A 14,761-nucleotide genomic window follows, 5' to 3' on the forward strand; every position below is an offset into this window, starting at 1 on the left:
GGCGCGAGCCGACCGCCAGCGCAGCAGCATCGGTTCGATGAGCTGCCACTGGTCGTCCTTCAGGTCCGAGGGGTACCGGCGTCGTTGCGTCACGATTGATCAATACCGCTGACGCGGGCCCAGCCGCTACGAGATCCTGGAACCGAGTCCGTGCCGCGCCAATGGAAGCCGGACAGTTGGGGGGATTCCCCTATCGAACGCCCTCTGACAGCGTCCGGGACCAACCTCCTCGGCCTGGTCAAACACGTGGCCACCGTCGAGGCCAGGTACTTCGGCGAGGTCTTCGACCGCCCTTCCCCGGAACCGCTGCCCCGGTGGCAGGACTCCGACGGCGGCGATCTGTGGGCGGCCGAGAACGAGACCCGCGATCAGATCATCGGGTTCTACCAGCGCACATGGGAACACTCGGACGCGACGATCGACGAACTCCCCCTCGACGCCCCGGGCCACGTGCCGTGGTGGCCGGAGCCTCATGCCGGCACAAACCTGTTCGCCGTCATGGTCCATGTCATCGGCGAGTCCAACCGCCATGCCGGGCACGCCGACATCCTCCGCGAGAGCCTCGACGGCCGGACCGGCATGCGCCCCGAACACGCGAAGCAGATCGACGGGCAAGCCCGTGCGGCCTACTTCGCGAAGATCGAGCAGGCCGCCAGGTCGGCCGCACCGATCGAGGCTCAGGCCGTCTGATGCCGTGATCAACTCGCCGACGAGCAACGGACGTTCATTGAGTCATCCTGAGCTTGTGGGCGGCTCCACGCCACATCGCGGTGTCATTCCGGACATCCACAACTCTTCTGACTCCCGGGTCAGTGGCGAACCGCAGCATGGGGGGCTCGGAAGCTCCCCTGGATCACCCCATCCCGTCCGTTGCCACTGCCGGAGAGAAGGTTGTCATGAGCGCACCTACCCGTACCAAGTTCGCCCGTTTCCTGGCCGTCCCCGCCCTTGCCATGGCGAGCACGGTCCTCGCAGCCGCGCCCGCGAGCGCCGGAGGACTCTCCATAGGCGTCAACGGCGCCACCGTCGCGGATGCCGGGCGGACACTGAACGTCTCCGTCACCTACCGGTGCCTCCCGATATTCGACTGGGTCAAGATCACCGTCCAGGCCACGCAATCCGCCGTGTCGGGCGTCGGCTCGGTCCAGCTCCCCTGCACCGGCGGGGAGACCGTGAGCATCCCGGTGGGCATCACCTCGCCCGGTGACACGTGGATCAGGTCCTCGGTGAACGTGGTCGTGCACATCTACGACGCCGAGCTCGACCGCGGCGGGGCCGCGGCCACCGTCGTCGCCACCTGACCGGCATCCACGGAGAACGAAACGGCCGGTCGATCCGAAGATCGACCGGCCGTCCCGGTTTGTCGGGGCCGGCCCTCCCCCCGGGCACTTGTGCACCGGCAGCCGTTCTGTGTCATGCACGCCCGGGCTCGATGAACGTCCACTGCTCGTCGGTGAGTTGCCAGCGTGCCACAGGCAACGTCCTACCGAATCCCGCTTCCGGGCAAGCACCAGACCGCAATGCCGCCCCGGCAGGATCGCACTACGATCGGCCCGCATCGGCGTGGCAAGGGGTGGAGATGCCGGATGGGATGTTCGTCGTGTTCTGGTCGGTGCCGGTGGTCGCGGTGGCGCTGGTCTGCTTCGCCGCTCTGAGGGAGCACGGCACGCCTGCCGCCAAGCGGGCCGCTTACGTATTCCTGGGCATCGCGGCGCTGCCGGCGCTGGTCCTGACGCTGTTCCTGGCGTTGATCGTGTTCGCGCTCGCGACAGGCTGACAGGGATCGAGGCCCGGCCCGCATGCGCTGTCCGGAGCCGCTTCCGGACAGCACGTCACACTCGGCCAACAGGGCTGGTGTTGGCGGATCACACACGGTAAATCCGGCGACGGCGGCGGTGATCCCCGGAATACTGGTCGCCCATGGATGAGGTCGAAGTCGTCGTCGCCCATTCCGAACGCGCGACCCTGCGCGTCGGCGACGTGTTCCTGAAGGTGGACGCCGATCAGACGCGCATCGACCGCGAGGTCGAGGCGATGTCCCTCGCGCCGGTCCCGACGCCCGAGGTGCTGTGGCGCAAGCCGCCCGTACTCGCGCTCGCCGCGGTCCCCGGGACGACGCTCGGGCGCCTCGGCGGGCCGTCGACCGGGTCACCGGCCGCGTGGGCGGCGGCGGGCGCCGCCATCCGGAAGCTGCACGACGCGCCACTGCCGCCCCGGCCCGGCCGGGCGGGCCGGAGCGTCGCCGCGCTGGAGGCTGAACTCGACGAGGAGTGCGGGGTGTTGGTGACGAGCGGTGTCCTGCCCGTCGACCTGGTCGCCCGCAACCGCCGGGTCGCCAAGGCCGCGTTCCGGCCGTGGACCCCGGCGTTCACGCACGGCGACCTGCAGATCGCACACGTCTTCGTCGACGGCGACGAGGTCACGGGCATCATCGACTGGTCCGAGGCCGGGCAGGGCGACGCCCTGTACGACCTCGCCACCTTCACGCTCGGCCACGAGGAGCACCTCGACGACGTCATCGCCGGCTATGGCACCGATGTCGACGTCGACCTCGCCGTGATCCACGCGTGGTGGTCGCTGCGGAGCCTGCTGGCGGTCCGTTGGCTGATCGAGCACGGCTTCGACCCCTTCGCGCCGGGCTGCGAGGTCGACGCGCTGAAAGCCCGGATGTGAGGACCGTCGGGGCCAACGCCCTGTCAGGAATCCTGGGCCGTCCGGCCGGCGCAGGCCGCAGCGGTGACGAGGGCATTGAAGGCAGCCGCGGAGGCGGGCATCCCGGCAGGGTCGTACGGATTGCGGGAGAGCACGACCTGGCGCTGTCCGGTGTCGTCGGCGAGCATGGTGCTGCTGTAGCCGATGCTGTCGCCGCGGTGGCCCCAGAAGTCTCCGCACGGGGTGGGGGTGCGCTCCAGGCCGAGGCCGTAGTCGGCGCCGCGTCCGAGGCCTGTGGTGTGCTTCATCTCGGCGAGTTCGGCAGGCCCGAGGAGTCGTCCGCCGAGCAGGGCGGAGAGGAAGGTGGCGAGGTCGGCGGTGGTGGAGATGCCGGCGCCGGACGGGCCGGCGATGGTCGGGTTGAACTGCGTGATGTCCACCGGGCCGCCGGGCGTGCTGGCGTAGGCGCGGGTGTGGCGGCCGGGGACGGTGGGGTCGTTCTCCGGCATGGTGGTCTCGTGCAGGCCGAGCGGCCGGATGATGCGGCGTTCGACCTCCTGCTGCCAACTACGGTCGGTGGTCCGCTCGATGAGCATGCCGAGCAGGATGTAGTCGGTGTTGGAGTAGTACCAGTCCTGCCCGGGCGGGAAGTACGGCGGGTGGCTCTCGGCGACGGCGACGAGTTCCGCCATCGTCCGCGACTTCCAGCGGTCGGTGCTGAGCCAGGTCTGGAACGAGGCGTCGTCGTCGTAGGAGAAGGCAGGGTCCGAGGTGTAGTTGTAGAGGCCGCCGGTGTGGTTGAGCAGTTGGCGGATGCTGATGGCGGCGCCGTTGCGCAGAACGCCTGGCAGGTGCTTCTCGACCGGGTCGTCCAGGCTGATCCGCTGCTCCGCGACGAGTTGGAGGACGACGGTGGCGACGAAGGTCTTGGTCGAGCTGCCGATTCGGTAGCGGTCACGGGGTGCGGCGGGCTCCCCGGTGGCGAGGTTGGCGGTTCCGGCCGCACCCTTCCAGAGGGTGCGGCCGTCCTCGCGCACCAGGCCGAGCGCGGCGGTGGCACCGCCCGGCGCCACCACGGCCCGCAGGCCGGCGTCCAGCGCCGCCCGGTCGACCCGCCGCACCGGATCCGCACCCGCCGAAGGGGCCACGCCCGTCACCAGGCCCGCTCCCGCCAGCACGACCGCCGCTATGCGGACAAGTCCGTGCATCGATGCACCCACCATGGCAACCTCCGCGATCCCATCGGAAGTTGTCGCCAACTCCCGCTCTTGGTCAGGTGGTTGACACTGTTCCAGCCGAGTGGCGGCGGAGCGTCGACCCTGGGATCGACCCCTTCTCGTTACCAGGTCGGACCCCTTGGACAAGGCGGCTACGACCTGGGCAGGGCCCCGACCCCGACGGCCCCCGGAGGCGCCGCAGCGGGTTCACTCAGGGAAGTCACCGGACCGGATCACGGCGATGAACGACTTCCAGGCGGCGGACGGGAAGACGAGCGCCGGGCCATAGGGGTCCTTGGAGTCACGCACGGGGACGAGACCGGGGAATCCGGGGGCTACCTCGATGCAGTCGCCGCCGTTGCCCCCGCTGTAGCTGCTCTTGCGCCAGACCAGACTCATGCAGGGAACTTACCCTCCTGAATCGCGGCAATGAAGGAGCCCCAGGCAGCGGAGGGGAAGACGAGCGCCGGGCCGCGCGGGTCCTTGGAGTCACGCACGGGGACGAGACCGGGGAATCCGGGGGCTACCTCGATGCAGTTGCCGCCGTTGCCCCCGCTGTAGCTGCTCTTGCGCCAGACGGCCACGTCGAACTCGTTCCTCGTCATCCCTGAACCCTTCCAGCGCATCCGCGAACAGCGCGAGCGAGTCGGCCACTGGCAGCGCCGCCCCATGGAGCAGATCATAGCTCCAGCGATGCCGCGCAACGATCTCCGGAACATCGCTGGAATGCCCGCGATCGAGGCTCTCGGAATACACACAGGTTCGTCCGTCAGGCATCTCCAGCAGCACCATTGAGACATCAACGCTGGCCTGTCGACACGTGAACGGCACAACTTGGATCACGATGTTCGGAAGCTTTGCAACCGCCAGCAGGTGCTCCATCTGACGCACCATCACGCCAGGCCCGCCATAGACGGTTCGAATGCAACTCTCGTCCAGGATCGCCAGCAAGGGCGGCCCGCCCGGCTCCAGGAATCGCTTCTGCCGAGCCAACCGAGCCTGCGTTCGCTGCTTGATCATCTCCGGCTTACCGGCCGCATCGCTGACCGCAAAAACGGCTTCCGCATACTCGCGGCATTGCAACAGCCCGTTCATCACCGCGATCTGAAAGACTCTGGCCGCCACAGCCTCGGACTCCGCGTCGGCATGAGTCTGGAACCAATCCGGGTGTTCAACTTCGGCGTTCCAGTCCACCCGATCCCAGAGCCGCTTCAGCGCCCCGTCGGCGCCAAGCAGTACGTCGGCCTGCATGACCATGTCCGGCGGCATGCGCCTCTTGCCGGACTCAAACCGTGTGATATTCGGCCTGGTGGAGTGCAGCAGCTTCGCCAACTGCTCCTGCGTGTAGCCCGTCGCCTCCCGGTAGAAGCGCAGCTCTTCGCCGAACAACCGCGCCGAACTGGCCGTCACCTCGTTGACGAGTCGCCGGTGTGCCATGTCAGACCCCCTGACGTACCGCAGGTGCGTGGTACCTGATTTCGGCCATCACCGTACATCCGAAGCCCGGATCATTGAGACCGGAACGCAATCATCTGCATGCACAGCGTGACTGTGCGCGCTCCTGTCGCACGCCCCCTCTGCCCCCATGAGGTGTCCCCATGCTCATGTCCCGCCGGCCCCGTGCCTTCGTCGCGCGTCTCGACTCCTGCATCGAATCCACGCCCCTGGCGAGGTACTTGCTCCGGGCCTATCTCGCGGGCCTGCCCTCCGGCGACCGCTACGCCGACACCGCCGAACTCCTCCTCGGTGAGCTCTTCGCCAACGCCGTCCAGCACTCCGACGCCCCCGACGACCGCCACATCGAGATCCGCATCGCCCTGATCAACTCCCGCCTCCGCCTCGAAGTCCACGACGCCGGCAGCGGCCGACCGTCCCTCCACACCCCCACCCCCTCCGACGAGCACGGGCGCGGCCTGTTCCTCGTCGACGAACTCGCCGAACGCTGGGGCTGCACCTCCCGCCCCGACGACATCGGCAAGTTCGTCTGGGTGCTCATCGCCCCGGCCCCCATCTCCGCCCTCGCCACCGCCTGAAAGACCCAACCCCCATGCACCTCACGACCCTGGCCCGCCACGCCCTCTCCCGCGGCCGGACCCCCGCCGATACCTACGCCCTCCTCGCCCGCCGCACCCGCAAGCCCCTCCCCTCCGCCCGCGCCGTCTGCCTCGCCCTCACCATCCCCCTCGCCGAGACCACCCGACGCCTCAACGACTGCTACGACGCCCTGCTCGCCGACCCCCGCCCCGACTCCGAGACCGACACCGGCGAACTCCTCGAAGCCCTCGGCGTCTTCGACATCCCCAAGTCCCTCACCGACACCGAACTCGCCATCGTCGACCTCTTCATCACCGCCGTCGACGCCATGGGCGGCATCCGCCCCGGCCACCAGCACGGTCTCCAGCGCTGGTTCACCACCGGCAACCTGACCACCGCCTACCTCTCCCTCACCGCCGCCCGCCCCATGCCCCGCACCGGCGACCCCGCCCTGTACTGGGCCACCCTCGTCACGGCCGGCGAACTCCTCACCACCACCCACCACTCCGAGACCCGCATCAAGTACGCCCTCGCCCACTGCCGCGCCCGAGCCGCCCGAACCTAGGCCGTTCCTTCGGATCATCCGATCGCTGGTTGATGTGTGCGTCATTGACTGACACCCAGTGGGCAAGGATCGAGCCGTTACCGCCGGATCCGACACCTCGGCGGGGAGGGCAGTGGCGTGATCACCGGCAGGTGATCGGCGCGATCGCCTTCAAGTAGCGCACCGGGGTGCCGTGGATGGATCTGCCTGAGCGCTTCGGCTCGTGGAAGGGCGCCCACAACCGGCTGCGGGAGTGGGCCGCCGACGGCACGTGGGCCATCGCCCCCGTCGTCATCCGGTCGGCCAGGTGACTCCAGCCGGGCTGCCTAGACCCATCCCTCGTCGAGGTAGACCGTCCAGGCGTCTCCCACTGCTCTGTGCAGTTCAACCAGGGCCGCAACCTCCGCGACGGCTGCCGGGGCGTCGGACAGTCGCAGCGGGGAGTCCGGGACGCTGTTGCGGGTGTAGACCGGTAGCTCGCCGTCGCAGCTGAAGGCGTGAAGCGATGAGGGCGCACGGCTGAACCATGCGGGACGGTTCTCCTCGGCCCATGCAGCCGCAGCGTCGACACGGTCTACATGCACCAGTAGATGCTCAGGTGCGGGCCCGCAACTGAACTGCACGAGGAAACCGTGGGCGTCCACTGCCCACCAATCCCACATGAACCCAGGTCGGGGGTGCCGCAGGATCGTCGTCATGTCAAAGGATCAGCAGCCGACTTCACCAAGGCCGCGTCAGCCGCGCTCGGGCCAGACCGGGCCCTGGTCGGTCCAGATGACGCCCTTGTTGCGGCACAGGCAGAAGGGGTGGCCGATCGGGTCGGTGTAGACCTGCCAGCCGTAGCCGTTGGGGCCGATGAAGTCCTGCCTCAGCGTCGCGCCGAGGTCGAGGACGCGGCGCTGCTCGGGCTCGATCTCGTCCACTTCGAAGTCGAGGTGGAACTGCTTGGGGTGCTCGCTGTCGGGCCACTGCGGAGCGCGGTAGTCGTCCACCCGGATGAATGCCAGCTCGATCTCGCCGAACTGGATGCCGGCCCAGTCCTCCGAGCTGCCTTCCTTGATCGGACGGCCCGTCACCTCGGAGTAGAAAGCCGCCAGCTTCATCGTGTCCGGGCAGTCGATGATGAAATCGGTGAGTCGCAGCATCCCGCGATCTTGCCACAAGCTCGCACCCGACTTCGAGACAGGCGCCCCCAGACCCCGTTCACCAGGGGTGGCCGGGTTCGTACCGCAGGTTCGGATCGGCAGCGGGCTTCGGCGGAGCCGCTTGGCGCTCCGGCTGTGCCGTCGTGATCGGCGTCAGTCGCGACCGTGCCCGGTTGCCTCCGCCCGGTCCCGGGCCGCCATCACGTCCTCGCCGTGTTCGAAGGCCCAGGCGCCGAACGCCTCGATCGGCTCCAGGAGTGTCCGCCCCAACCCGGTGAGGGTGTACTCCACGCGCGGTGGCGACCCGGCGTACGCGCGGCGTTCCACCAACCCGTCGGACTGGAGCCGGCGCAGCGTCTCCGTGAGGACTTTGGGGCTGATCCCGCCGATCCGCTCGCGCAGTTCGCCGGGCCGCGCGGGCCCGTCGCGCAGCGCCCACACCAGGACGGCGTTCCAGGTGTTGGCGAGCAGGTCGAAGGCGAGCCGGGCTCGGCAGTCGGCGAGGAAGCCGTGGTCAGGGATCACTTACCAGATGGTGCCCCAGGACTTTCCTACTGTCTCCCTGTTCCGACTGGCAGGTCGTCACAAGGAGGTTGGTCATGATGAGGATCGGAATCATCGGTACCGGCGCAATGGCGCGGGTGCTGGGCACCCGGTGGGCGGGGGCCGGGCACGACGTGCTGGTGGGCGGGCGGGACGACGGCCGCGCCGCCGAACTCGCCGACCAGATCGGCGGACGGACGGGGACCCCGCGGGACGCGGTCGAGCACGGCCTGGACGCGGTGCTGCTGGCCGTGCCGTACGCGGCGGCGATCGGCGTGGTCTCCGGCCTGGCCGACGCCGCACGGGGAAGGACGCTGGTCGACTGCACCAACCCGATCGCCCCGGGTTTCGTCCTGGAGACCCATGGCGGGCCGTCGGCCGCCGAGCGCATCGCGGCCGCGGCGCCCGGCGCGTCCGTGGTCAAGGCGTTCAACCTCTGCCACGAGAGCGTGTGGCGCAGGGCCCCGACCGTCTTCGGCGGACGCCCCCTCGCGGTGCCGCTCTGCGGCGACGACGCGCCGGCCCTCGACACCGTCGGACACCTCGTTCGCGACCTCGGCTGCGTACCGCTCAACGGAGGAGGGCTCGACCGGGCAGGCCTCCTGGAGGCGACGGCGGCGTTCCTGATCGGCCTGTGGGTGGGCGAAGGCGCGGACGCTCAGGCGATCGCGCCGCCGCTGGAGTACGCGGGCGTCGATCCCTCCTGATCCGCGATGGCTCCCAACCACCCGCCCCGCACAGGAAGTCGGACCCGCCGACTTCTCACGCGGCCGCCTGGTGCGGGGACCCGCTCTGCCGTTCCTTCCCGCGCGTACTGGTCGCGGCTGCGATCACCACGTCCACGGAGGTGGCAGAAGACCGACGGCCCGGACGGCCGGCGCCGTCCGGGCCACCCCGCTCACCCCACGACCTCGGTGCTCCACGTGCCGTTCCGCAACGCGGTCTCCTGGAGCTTCCCGTCGCTCCGGCGGGCCGTGTAGACACGGGTGACGCCGCCGTGGTCCACCACCGCCGGCTCGAAGCCGTCGGCCACCTGCTGAACACCGGCGTTCGCCAGGGAGTCCTGTGGCGCCCACCCGCCGCCCGCCGCCTTCGTCTCGGTCAGCAGGCCGTTCCTGTCGACCAGGAACAGGCTGGTGGTCCCGCCGTGCACCAGGGCCGCCGGGGCGGAGCGCGGCGCCGGCACCCGGAAGTCCTTGGTCAGGTCGTGGAGTCGCCACCCTGCATCCTGCGTGCCGCCCGCCGACGTCCCCGGAGGCGTCAGCCGGGCCTCCGAGAGATGGCCGTCGCCGCTGTTGACGGTGAAGACGCTCGTCACCCCGTCGTGCACCACCGCGCTCGGCGTCATGGCGGACGACGGCACGCCGGTCATGGTGAAGATGTTCCACTTCTCGCCGATCCTCAGCGACGACTCCTGGAGCTGCTGGTCCTTCGTGATCGTGTACACCCTGACCAAATCCCCCTCCACCACCGCCACCGGCGCGGTGCCGGCGGCGACCGGCGCGGCGGGCAGCTGCCCCGCGCCCAGAAGCCCGAGGTCGTCGTGCAGGTCCTGCCTCCCCCAGCCCGAGTCGTCCAGGTAGGACCGCCGCAGGTGGTTGTCCACGCCGACGGTGAACACGTTGACCTTCCCGTCCAGTACCGCCGCGGTCGGAGTGCTCCGGACCTCCTGATCACCGAGGTCGGTGGCCTGCCAGTCCTTGTTGGGTTCCAACCGGGCCTCCGTCAGGTGCTTGTTCACGGAGTTCACGAGAAACACCCGGACGATGCCCTTGTCGAGCACCGCCACCGGGCGGGTGCCGGCCAGCACCTGGGGGATGGTGGGGTCTTCGGACTTGAGTGCGTAGTCCACCACCCTGACCTGGCCCGGGTTCGGGCTCTGCCGGAGCTTCGCCGCCTCGTTGCCGAGGTCCACGTAGCTCTCCAGGAGCTGCTGGTCCTTGTACGCCGTGAAGACACGGAGGTGCTGGTCGTCGGACACCGCCGGACCGGCCGCGTTCCCGGGCGTCGCCGTGGCCGTCATGGCGGCGTCCTGGGCGGGTGAGGAGGCCGAGGATGTCGAGGAGGGCAAGGGGACGGAAGAGGCCGAGGGGGCCCCGGTGTCCCGGGCGGGCGAGGAAGCCGCGGCGCCGGCGCCGCGGCCGGCGTCGTCATCGCTCCGGAGCAGGGCCCAGGACAGGACCGACGCGCAGACGACGGCGACCGCGGTGGCCAGCGCGATCCGGGTCCGGGGCTCCCGCAGCCGTCCGGGGCGGGGCGCGGTCGGTGCCGGTGTTGCCGTCGATGTCGGTGCCGGCGTCGCCGTCGCCGTCGCCGGAGGGGTGGCCGGAGGGGTGACCGGAGGAGAGACCGGGAGGTCGGGCTCGGTGGGCGTGGCAGCGACCGCCGGTCCGCCGGTCGGTTCCGCCGCTACGGGGTCGTGCTGCGGACCGGCGCCCCCGACCGCCGGTCCGGGGCCGTCGAGCATGGCCAGCCCCGCCGCCGCGTCGGGCCGACCGGCCGGGTCCCGGGAGAGCAGCGCGGTGATCAACGGCGTCAGCCTGCCCGCCCGTTGGGGCGGCGGGACGAGGGCGAGCGCGACGGCGGCGATCGTCATCGCGGTCGTCTCCCGCCGGAACGGCGACACCCCCTCGACGGCCTCGTACAGCGTCGCGCCGAGGCTGAACAGGTCGACGGCCGGGGTGTCCGGCTCGTGGGCCAGCCGCTCCGGGGCGATGTAGTCCAGCGTCCCGACCAGGGACCCGGTGGTGGTCAGCACGGTGCCCGCGTGGTTCTTGGCGATGCCGAAGTCGGCCAGCAGCACCCCGCCGTCGTCGGCCAGCATGATGTTCGACGGCTTCACGTCGCGGTGGAGGATGCCCACCCGGTGCGCAGCGGCCAGCGCCCGCAGCACCCCGACGGCCACCTCGGCGGCCCGCTCCGGCCCCAACGGCCCGTCGGCCCGGAGCACCTGTGCCAGCGAACGGCCGCGGACCAGCCGCATCACCATCCACGGGCCGCCGTCCTCCACCACCACGTCGTGCACCGTGACGATGTTGGGGTGGTCGCGGAGCGCGGCCGCGTGGCGGGCTTCCGCCATGGCCCGGGCGATGGCCTGCTCGTGCTCGTCCTCGGAGAGGTCCTCCTCCTCCCAACGGACCTCCTTCACCGCGACCTCGATGTCCAGCAGTTCGTCCCTGGCCTCCCAGACCTGGCCCATGCCCCCGGCCGCCAGAGCTCTCACCAGCCTGAACCGTCCGCCGACGAGCCTGTTCGGTGCGGAACTCGAGTCCATGCGAAACCCTTACGCGGTTGGATGGTGACGGAACGTCAGGTCGAGTACAGAGCATAGCGAGGACGTGCGCCGGTTCGGGCCCCGAACCGTAACCGTCCGGCGCCCGGCCCCGACGCCCGCGCCGGTTCGCGCCGGACCGCGCCGGTTCACACCGGTTCGCGCCGGACCGCCCGGTCGACCACTCCAGGACCTCGCCCCCGAGACGAACCCCACGGACCGGCGGCTCGCCTTGACGGCCCGCTGGTCGGCCGGGCAGGGAAGTGGGGCCGCCCGCCTCCGGTGTCACCGGCAGCGGATAGCCTCCGGCCGGAACGAACGGCTGACGGGAGTGGGCGTGGACATCGAGGAGACACTGGACCGGCTCGGCGCGGTCATCGGGCCACCGCCCGCGGGCGGAGTGGTCCCGGTCCCTTGGGAGCTCGGGCCCGAGGTGCTCGGCTTCCAGCTGCCCGCGGGCTACCGGGCGTTCGTCGACCGCTACGGGATGGTCAGCATCAGCGACGAACTGCACATCTACGCACCGTCGGCGGCGCCCAGTTCCCAGGTCAGTCAGCCGCTCGGTTTCGAGGGATTCCTGTACGACACGACCGATCCCTACGGATACTGCGCCTGGCTGGCCGAGGCCTATCGGGACGGGGACCACGACGAGTGCCCGTACCCGCTGTTCCCCGCCGAGGGCGGGCTGCTGAAGTGGGCCAACAACTCCAACTCGGACCACTTCTTCTGGCTGACGCGAGGCCCGGACCCGGACCGCTGGCCGGTCGCCGCCAAGTTCCACTCGATGCGGGAGTGGGACCTGTTCGAGGGCGGCTTCCTGGAGTTCCTGCTCGCGGCGGTGACGGAACAGTACCCGTACCACGACGACGTCGTACCCGGCGGGACGAGGCAGCTCGGCGACGGCCGCGCCTACCGCCCCGGAGGAGACTGGTCGAAGCACCTACCGCACTGAATCCGCGGACACGGCCGGCCCCCTGCCGCCACGGCCAGGCCTCCAACCACCCGCCGCACGCAGGAAGTCGACCCCGCCGACTTCCTGCGCAGCCCCGACTCAGCCGCTCAACTCCAGCCCTCGCCCTTCAACCACCGGCCCAGGTCCGCCGGAGCCACCCGATCGAGACTCCCGTCCGAGCGGCAGCCCTCAAGATCGGAGCAACGGCCTTCAGGGCGCAGGCATGTAGTCCAGGGGAAGCTCGACTCCTGTGCCGGCGTGCAGCCGTGCCATGTCCTGTCGGTCCTTGTCCGTGGCTTCATAGCCGAGGTGACACCGCACCTGCGTCGCCGCGTCGACACACGGGACCTGGCGCCCGCCGATGGTCCCGGTCACCGGCGGCGGGTAGTGGAACCGTTCACCGCCCGGGAGAAGCTGCACCCCGCCCTCGCGGGAGGAGCCGAGGACGGGGTGCAGGTCGATCTCCCGGCCGGCACCGTCCGCGACGGCAAGCGCGGCGGGCAGCCAGTCCCGCAGGAGCTCCGTGAACCCGGCCTCGGCCAGCGCGTCTCGCACCACGTCGAGCTGGTCCAACAGGACGACCAGGTCGAGGTCCGCATGGCTTCGGGTCGTCTCCCCGATCAGGGCGTCCACACCCCAGCCGCCGTCCACCCAGGCTGCGGCCCCTGCGCTCTTGAGCAGGTCCAGCACTTCGAGTACATCGGATTCCTTCAGCACCAGGGCACTCTGGCAGCGCGGACGAGCTGTCGCCACCGAGATACCCGCCGGTCCGGCGCCGTTCGCCACCGACTACGGCCCGGCCCGCGAGCGCGGGTTCAGTGCCTGCGGTCCTCGACCGTCCAGTCGTCGCCCAGCTCGCGGCGCAGCGCCTCCAGCGCCACGTCGGCCTCGCTTCGGAACGATTCCTGCTGGTCCCGGGTCCAGGGCGAGGGGCCGGCCGGGTGGTCCCAGTCGAGGGAGGACTGGTACAGGTCGGCGAGTCTGGTGAGTTCGTTCCGGGTGGCCGGGGTGATGGGCAGCTTCTCCAGGACGCAGGGGTATTCGTAGGGGCTGTCGAGGTCGGGAGCGCTGTGAGGGCCCGGCCACAACGGGGTGTCGACGCCGTAGTCGAAGCAGAACCGCAGGTGAGAGGGCATGCCCCAGCCTTTCACAGCGCCGAGCACACCGTGCGGGCGGCCGACGTGCTCAGCCCAAGCTCCCAACCACCCCCGCGCACAGGAAGTCGGCTCCACCGACTTCTCCCGCAGCCGCATGGTGATCCGAGCCGGGCGGCCGGAAAAGCCGGAGCGAGCGCCGTCGCACAGGCCCGATACTGATCCCCATGGCCGATGAACCCCTGTCCATCCCCCTTGCCGACCTGCGCCGATCGTTCGACCTGGTACTACGCCACATCGAGGCCGCCACACCCGGCGACACCGTCGCCCTGGACAAGGACTACTTCTGGTCCGTCCCCCCGGACGGCCTCTACGACGTCTACCGAGCCCCGGACGAGCTCACGATCGGTCAGCTCTCCGAGTCCTGGCAGCACCTGACCGGCCTCCTCGCCGAGCCGGATCGCGCGGTGGGGTACCACCTGGTGTGGCTCGCCGACGTCCTGCGGGCGATCGGCCAGGACATCGCGGCCTGAGGAGGCGTCGGATCGTTGATCAACCGCATGGCGTGAGGCCCTGGGGGTGAGCTTCGCGGGCGTCCCGACCGCGAATCCGCAGCTGTCAGGCCTGCTTCTCGTCTGCCGCTCCGGCGCTGGACGATGACCTTCCGGTCAGCCCAGCGATGCGCTCGCCGCGCGCAGCTCGTCCAGGGCCGCCAGGACGTACCCGGCGAGCGCCTGCTCTGCACCACCGTCGCCCTCGGCCCATTCGGCGTACCCCCGCTTGAAGGCGAGGACGCCCAGCTCGCCCGCGAGGGCCGCGATCGGATCGGGTACGCCGCGGGCGACCAGCGCGGCGGTCATCGCGGCCGCGAGGCTGACGGTCTTGAGGGTGTCGCGTTCCTGAAGCTCGGCGCTGGCCGCGATGGCCGCCTTCAGGCGGGGGGCGAGTTCGCGGGTGGCCGGGCCCATCGCGGTCGAGGCGCGCTCGAGACCGGCGGCGACGGCCTCCAGCGGGCTGGCGTCACCGGGCGCTTCGGCGATGCCCTCGGTCAGCAGCCGGCTCAGCGTCTCCTGCCCGGCGACCAGCAGCTCGCGCTTGTCGGGGAAGTGCCGGAAGAAGGTGCTCTTGGTGACCCCGGCGCGCTCGGCGATCTGCGCGACCGTCGTGGCGTCGTACCCCTGCTCCGTGAACAGGTCGACCGCGGCCACGACGAGGCGTTCACGCGCACCTGGTTCCCATCGACTCATGGGATCAGCATATGTGATGGGACTCTTGTCCCATCATCCTGCTACGATGATGGGACAAGAGT

General features: G+C 70.3%; 19 protein-coding genes and 1 pseudogene. 10 read left to right on the plus strand and 10 right to left on the minus strand.

Annotated features, from left to right (window positions below; genetic code table 11):
- Window positions 1-195: 195 nt before the first annotated feature.
- The 4 genes and pseudogenes from ACFU7Z_RS22415 to ACFU7Z_RS22430 all read left to right on the plus strand — a co-directional run.
- Window positions 196-690 (plus strand): annotated as a pseudogene (locus tag ACFU7Z_RS22415) (DinB family protein); the annotation flags it as partial.
- A 206-nt stretch (window positions 691-896) separates the two neighbouring features.
- Window positions 897-1,301, plus strand: a complete 405-nt coding sequence (locus ACFU7Z_RS22420; protein ID WP_380779148.1) for a hypothetical protein — start codon at window positions 897-899, stop codon at window positions 1,299-1,301.
- Between the two features lie 290 nt (window positions 1,302-1,591).
- Window positions 1,592-1,777: a hypothetical protein gene (locus tag ACFU7Z_RS22425; RefSeq protein ID WP_074006057.1), complete on the plus strand. Its 186-nt coding sequence runs from the start codon at window positions 1,592-1,594 to the stop codon at window positions 1,775-1,777.
- 143 nt (window positions 1,778-1,920) lie between these two features.
- Entirely contained in the window at window positions 1,921-2,673 is a 753-nt protein-coding gene (locus ACFU7Z_RS22430) for a phosphotransferase family protein (RefSeq protein WP_380779150.1), read from the plus strand.
- A 23-nt stretch (window positions 2,674-2,696) separates the two neighbouring features.
- On the opposite strand, the gene ACFU7Z_RS22435 is transcribed toward ACFU7Z_RS22430, so the two are convergent.
- The 4 genes from ACFU7Z_RS22435 to ACFU7Z_RS22450 form a co-directional block, all read right to left on the minus strand.
- On the minus strand, window positions 2,697-3,860 hold the full coding sequence (locus ACFU7Z_RS22435) for a serine hydrolase domain-containing protein (protein WP_380779152.1): 1,164 nt from the start codon (window positions 3,858-3,860) through the stop codon (window positions 2,697-2,699).
- A gap of 216 nt (window positions 3,861-4,076) precedes the next feature.
- Entirely contained in the window at window positions 4,077-4,268 is a 192-nt protein-coding gene (locus ACFU7Z_RS22440) for a DUF397 domain-containing protein (protein WP_380742897.1), read from the minus strand.
- On the minus strand, window positions 4,265-4,402 hold the full coding sequence (locus ACFU7Z_RS22445; protein ID WP_369808269.1) for a DUF397 domain-containing protein: 138 nt from the start codon (window positions 4,400-4,402) through the stop codon (window positions 4,265-4,267). Before ACFU7Z_RS22445 ends, ACFU7Z_RS22440 begins: the two co-directional genes overlap by 4 nt.
- A complete protein-coding gene (locus ACFU7Z_RS22450) occupies window positions 4,359-5,306 on the minus strand; it encodes a helix-turn-helix domain-containing protein (protein ID WP_375873524.1) in 948 nt (315 codons plus the stop codon). Before ACFU7Z_RS22450 ends, ACFU7Z_RS22445 begins: the two co-directional genes overlap by 44 nt.
- A 161-nt stretch (window positions 5,307-5,467) precedes the next feature.
- On the opposite strand from ACFU7Z_RS22450, the gene ACFU7Z_RS22455 reads away from it, so the two are divergent.
- The 3 genes from ACFU7Z_RS22455 to ACFU7Z_RS22465 all read left to right on the plus strand — a co-directional run bounded on the left by ACFU7Z_RS22455 (window position 5,468) and on the right by ACFU7Z_RS22465 (window position 6,758).
- Complete coding sequence (locus ACFU7Z_RS22455) at window positions 5,468-5,902, plus strand: ATP-binding protein (RefSeq protein ID WP_380779153.1); 435 nt, start codon at window positions 5,468-5,470, stop codon at window positions 5,900-5,902.
- Window positions 5,903-5,916: 14 nt separating this feature from the next.
- A complete protein-coding gene (locus ACFU7Z_RS22460) occupies window positions 5,917-6,468 on the plus strand; it encodes a hypothetical protein (RefSeq protein WP_380779155.1) in 552 nt (183 codons plus the stop codon).
- Between the two features lie 167 nt (window positions 6,469-6,635).
- Window positions 6,636-6,758: a transposase gene (locus ACFU7Z_RS22465; protein WP_380779157.1), complete on the plus strand. Its 123-nt coding sequence runs from the start codon at window positions 6,636-6,638 to the stop codon at window positions 6,756-6,758.
- 423 nt (window positions 6,759-7,181) lie between these two features.
- Here ACFU7Z_RS22465 and ACFU7Z_RS22470 read toward each other — a convergent pair whose 3' ends face one another.
- Both ACFU7Z_RS22470 and ACFU7Z_RS22475 read right to left on the minus strand, forming a co-directional pair.
- On the minus strand, window positions 7,182-7,592 hold the full coding sequence (locus ACFU7Z_RS22470; protein WP_117486773.1) for a VOC family protein: 411 nt from the start codon (window positions 7,590-7,592) through the stop codon (window positions 7,182-7,184).
- A gap of 153 nt (window positions 7,593-7,745) precedes the next feature.
- Window positions 7,746-8,117, minus strand: a complete 372-nt coding sequence (locus ACFU7Z_RS22475) for a winged helix-turn-helix transcriptional regulator (RefSeq protein ID WP_380779160.1) — start codon at window positions 8,115-8,117, stop codon at window positions 7,746-7,748.
- 77 nt (window positions 8,118-8,194) lie between these two features.
- Here ACFU7Z_RS22475 and ACFU7Z_RS22480 point away from each other — a divergent pair, with 77 nt between their 5' ends.
- Window positions 8,195-8,842, plus strand: coding sequence for an NADPH-dependent F420 reductase (locus ACFU7Z_RS22480; RefSeq protein ID WP_380779174.1), 648 nt, complete (start codon window positions 8,195-8,197; stop codon window positions 8,840-8,842).
- Window positions 8,843-9,033: 191 nt separating this feature from the next.
- On the opposite strand, the gene ACFU7Z_RS22485 is transcribed toward ACFU7Z_RS22480, so the two are convergent.
- A complete protein-coding gene (locus ACFU7Z_RS22485; RefSeq protein ID WP_380779162.1) occupies window positions 9,034-11,358 on the minus strand; it encodes a protein kinase in 2,325 nt (774 codons plus the stop codon).
- A gap of 385 nt (window positions 11,359-11,743) precedes the next feature.
- Here ACFU7Z_RS22485 and ACFU7Z_RS22490 point away from each other — a divergent pair, with 385 nt between their 5' ends.
- Window positions 11,744-12,358: a hypothetical protein gene (locus ACFU7Z_RS22490; RefSeq protein ID WP_380779163.1), complete on the plus strand. Its 615-nt coding sequence runs from the start codon at window positions 11,744-11,746 to the stop codon at window positions 12,356-12,358.
- A gap of 210 nt (window positions 12,359-12,568) precedes the next feature.
- On the opposite strand, the gene ACFU7Z_RS22495 is transcribed toward ACFU7Z_RS22490, so the two are convergent.
- Window positions 12,569-13,075: a nucleotidyltransferase domain-containing protein gene (locus tag ACFU7Z_RS22495; protein WP_380779166.1), complete on the minus strand. Its 507-nt coding sequence runs from the start codon at window positions 13,073-13,075 to the stop codon at window positions 12,569-12,571.
- A gap of 98 nt (window positions 13,076-13,173) precedes the next feature.
- On the minus strand, window positions 13,174-13,494 hold the full coding sequence (locus ACFU7Z_RS22500) for a hypothetical protein (protein WP_380779168.1): 321 nt from the start codon (window positions 13,492-13,494) through the stop codon (window positions 13,174-13,176).
- Between the two features lie 185 nt (window positions 13,495-13,679).
- Here ACFU7Z_RS22500 and ACFU7Z_RS22505 point away from each other — a divergent pair, with 185 nt between their 5' ends.
- Window positions 13,680-13,985, plus strand: coding sequence for a hypothetical protein (locus tag ACFU7Z_RS22505; RefSeq protein WP_380779170.1), 306 nt, complete (start codon window positions 13,680-13,682; stop codon window positions 13,983-13,985).
- Window positions 13,986-14,120: 135 nt separating this feature from the next.
- On the opposite strand, the gene ACFU7Z_RS22510 is transcribed toward ACFU7Z_RS22505, so the two are convergent.
- Window positions 14,121-14,699: a TetR/AcrR family transcriptional regulator gene (locus ACFU7Z_RS22510; protein ID WP_380779172.1), complete on the minus strand. Its 579-nt coding sequence runs from the start codon at window positions 14,697-14,699 to the stop codon at window positions 14,121-14,123.
- Window positions 14,700-14,761: the final 62 nt, after the last annotated feature.

This window comes from Kitasatospora sp. NPDC057518, assembly GCF_042802075.1.
Taxonomy (GTDB): Bacteria; Actinomycetota; Actinomycetes; order Streptomycetales; family Streptomycetaceae; genus Kitasatospora.

Bases quoted from the DNA above. Each gene is read 5' to 3' on its own strand.
- ACFU7Z_RS22420 (WP_380779148.1), top strand. From the start codon at position 897: ATGAGCGCACCTACCCGTACCAAGTTCGCCCGTTTCCTGGCCGTCCCC.
- ACFU7Z_RS22425 (WP_074006057.1), top strand. From the start codon at position 1,592: ATGTTCGTCGTGTTCTGGTCGGTGCCGGTGGTCGCGGTGGCGCTGGTC.
- ACFU7Z_RS22430 (WP_380779150.1), top strand. From the start codon at position 1,921: ATGGATGAGGTCGAAGTCGTCGTCGCCCATTCCGAACGCGCGACCCTG.
- ACFU7Z_RS22435 (WP_380779152.1), bottom strand. From the start codon at position 3,860: ATGCACGGACTTGTCCGCATAGCGGCGGTCGTGCTGGCGGGAGCGGGC.
- ACFU7Z_RS22440 (WP_380742897.1), bottom strand. From the start codon at position 4,268: ATGAGTCTGGTCTGGCGCAAGAGCAGCTACAGCGGGGGCAACGGCGGC.
- ACFU7Z_RS22450 (WP_375873524.1), bottom strand. From the start codon at position 5,306: ATGGCACACCGGCGACTCGTCAACGAGGTGACGGCCAGTTCGGCGCGG.
- ACFU7Z_RS22455 (WP_380779153.1), top strand. From the start codon at position 5,468: ATGCTCATGTCCCGCCGGCCCCGTGCCTTCGTCGCGCGTCTCGACTCC.
- ACFU7Z_RS22460 (WP_380779155.1), top strand. From the start codon at position 5,917: ATGCACCTCACGACCCTGGCCCGCCACGCCCTCTCCCGCGGCCGGACC.
- ACFU7Z_RS22470 (WP_117486773.1), bottom strand. From the start codon at position 7,592: ATGCTGCGACTCACCGATTTCATCATCGACTGCCCGGACACGATGAAG.
- ACFU7Z_RS22480 (WP_380779174.1), top strand. From the start codon at position 8,195: ATGAGGATCGGAATCATCGGTACCGGCGCAATGGCGCGGGTGCTGGGC.
- ACFU7Z_RS22500 (WP_380779168.1), bottom strand. From the start codon at position 13,494: ATGCCCTCTCACCTGCGGTTCTGCTTCGACTACGGCGTCGACACCCCG.
- ACFU7Z_RS22505 (WP_380779170.1), top strand. From the start codon at position 13,680: ATGGCCGATGAACCCCTGTCCATCCCCCTTGCCGACCTGCGCCGATCG.
- ACFU7Z_RS22510 (WP_380779172.1), bottom strand. From the start codon at position 14,699: ATGAGTCGATGGGAACCAGGTGCGCGTGAACGCCTCGTCGTGGCCGCG.